The following is a 2,531-nucleotide window of genomic DNA, read 5'->3' on the forward strand; positions in this document are numbered from 1 at the left end:
CAGCGTATGCGTGCACCGGTCTGTGACCGAGCAGGCCGCTTGCCGCTTGATCAACGACCTTTTCCCGGGAGCCACACATGGCTGATCTGTTTGACAACCCCATGGGCCTGATGGGTTTCGAGTTCGTCGAATTCGCCTCGCCCACCCCCGGCCAGCTGGAGCCGCTGTTCGAAGCCATGGGCTTCTCGCTGGTGGCGCGCCACCGCTCCAAGCTGGTGCTGCTGTACCGCCAGGGCGAGATCAATTTCATCGTCAACAACGAGCCCAAGAGCCATGCCGCGTACTTCGCGGCCGAGCACGGCCCGTCGGCCTGCGGGATGGCCTTCCGCGTCAAGGACTCGCACAAGGCCTACGCCCGCGCGCTGGAACTGGGCGCCCAGCCGGTCGAGATCCCCACCGGCCCGATGGAGCTGCGGCTGCCGGCGATCAAGGGCATTGGCGGTGCGCCGCTGTACCTGATCGACCGCTTCGAGGACGGCAAGTCCATTTACGACATCGACTTCGAATACGTCGAAGGCGTGGCCCGCCATCCGGTCGGCCACGGCCTCAAGCTGATCGACCATTTGACGCACAACGTCTACCGCGGCCGCATGAGTTTCTGGGCCAGCTTCTATGAGCGGCTGTTCAACTTCCGCGAGATCCGCTACTTCGACATCCAGGGCGAATACACCGGCCTGACCTCCAAGGCCATGACCGCGCCGGACGGCAAGATCCGCATCCCGCTGAACGAGGAATCGAAGAAAGGCTCCGGCCAGATCGAGGAATTCCTGATGCAGTTCAACGGCGAAGGCATCCAGCATGTGGCGCTGCTGAGCGAAGACCTGCTGGCCACCATCGACCAGCTACAACTCGCCGGCGTGCCGCTGATGACCGCGCCGAACGAGGCCTACTACGAGATGCTCAGCGAGCGCCTGCCCGGCCACGGTGAAGACGCCAAGGCCTTGCAGACCCGCGGCATCCTGCTGGACGGCTCGACCGACAACGGCCGCCCTCGCCTGCTGCTGCAGATCTTCTCGGCGACCATGCTGGGCCCGGTCTTCTTCGAGTTCATCCAGCGCAAGGGTGACGACGGCTTTGGCGAAGGCAACTTCAAGGCACTTTTCCAGTCCATCGAGCGCGACCAGGTCAAGCGCGGCGTGCTGCAGGTCGACACGCCGACCACGGCCTGAGAAGCCGGCCCCCGGGCCTGGCGGGGCGCCGTCAGGGCTCGGGCTTGCCTGCCGTGTCGGTCCTGTCGGCCGATGCGGGCGACGACGCGCCACTTTCGGCCATCGCCGCCTCCACCAGCGCCAGCAATTGCCATCCGGCCTTTTCGACATGCGCCAGGTACAGGCGCTGCGTGGGCAGATCGTCCGCGCCCAGGCGCGTGGCCAGCAGTTGGGCAAAGCCGAGCACTGCGTTCAGCGGCGTGCGCAGTTCGTGGCTGACCCGCAGCCAGAACTGTTGCTGCTGCGCCTGGCTGGCGTCGTCAATTGCGGCGTCATGGGCGGCAGGCCGATGCGCCAGTTGACCAGCCTGCTGGGCCTGGCGCCGCTTGGTGAGGTCGGTCAAGGTGCCCACGGCCCGCAGCGCAGCGCCCTGCCCGTCACGCGCGACCACCTGGCCCCGTGAGAGCACCCAGCGGTAGGACCCGTCGGCCGCGCGCAGCCGAAACTCGTGCTCGTAGCTCGGCTCCTGCCCATCGATGTGGGTTGACAGTGCCTGCACCATCGCGCCCAGGTCATCCGGGTGCACGCGCGCGCGCCAGGTCTGGACAGGATCCGAGCTGTCCTCCGCCGGATAACCCAGCCAGCGCTTCCAATGCGGCGAATAAAGCACCCGCTGCGACGAGATGTCCAGGTCCCAGACAGCGAATCCGGCAACCTGCTCGACCAAGCCCCAGCGGTGAAGATCAGCAGGTGCATCCATCGGCATGTGGGTCCATCCGCAATTTGGCAGTTCGGCAGTTCGGCGAGCGCGGGCGGCGAATGCCAGCCGCCAAGTGTGCGGCCACTGGCCCATGCCCGCTTGCCACTGTATCGGCTGAATGCGTCGCCAACTGAATGCCGGCCTGCCGGCGCCGTAACCGCCAAGTAACCGTCAGCCAGCGGGGGCTTGGTGCACTGCAACACAATGCGACATCTGTCGCTGCCGCGCCAGGCCCCTGCCCTGCCTCCTCGCCTGCCCGCCCCACTCGATGAATTCCGCTGCGCCGACCGTCACCGATGTCCCGACCATCCGCCAGGCAGGGGCGTTCTGGCCCGCGATCATCGCGCTGGGGGTGGGCGGTTTTGCGATCGGCACCGGCGAGTTCGTCATCATGGGCCTGCTGCCCGAAGTGGCGGCCGACATGCAGGTCAGCATTCCCGAGGCCGGCCATGTGATCAGCGCCTATGCGCTGGGCGTGGTGCTCGGCGCGCCGCTGTTGGCGGTGCTGGCCGCCGGCTGGCCGCGGCGCACGCTGTTGATCGCGATGATGGCCTTGTTCTCGGTGGGCAACTTCGCCAGCGCGCTGGCGCCGGGCTACCTGTCGCTGAACCTGCTGCGCTTCG

At 66.9% G+C, this 2,531-nt stretch carries 3 protein-coding genes; 2 read left to right on the forward strand and 1 reads right to left on the reverse strand.

The genetic code is table 11. From position 1 onward, the window contains the following. Window positions 1–77: 77 nt before the first annotated feature. Entirely contained in the window at window positions 78–1,169 is a 1,092-nt protein-coding gene (gene hppD / locus FKP22_RS27010) for a 4-hydroxyphenylpyruvate dioxygenase (RefSeq protein WP_141291047.1), read from the forward strand. 31 nt (window positions 1,170–1,200) lie between these two features. Here the strand turns inward: hppD and FKP22_RS27015 are convergent, their stop codons facing one another. Beyond that, complete coding sequence (locus FKP22_RS27015; protein WP_170201117.1) at window positions 1,201–1,908, reverse strand: PAS domain-containing protein; 708 nt, start codon at window positions 1,906–1,908, stop codon at window positions 1,201–1,203. 268 nt (window positions 1,909–2,176) lie between these two features. Here FKP22_RS27015 and FKP22_RS27020 point away from each other — a divergent pair. Beyond that, on the forward strand, window positions 2,177–2,531 hold a 355-nt coding region (locus FKP22_RS27020; protein ID WP_141291049.1), incomplete at its 3' end, for an MFS transporter.

It is taken from the genome of Ideonella azotifigens, from assembly GCF_006519715.1.
Classification (GTDB): Bacteria; Pseudomonadota; Gammaproteobacteria; order Burkholderiales; family Burkholderiaceae_C; genus Ideonella; species Ideonella azotifigens.

Bases quoted from the DNA above. Each gene is read 5' to 3' on its own strand.
- hppD (WP_141291047.1), top strand. From the start codon at position 78: ATGGCTGATCTGTTTGACAACCCCATGGGCCTGATGGGTTTCGAGTTC.
- FKP22_RS27015 (WP_170201117.1), bottom strand. From the start codon at position 1,908: ATGGATGCACCTGCTGATCTTCACCGCTGGGGCTTGGTCGAGCAGGTT.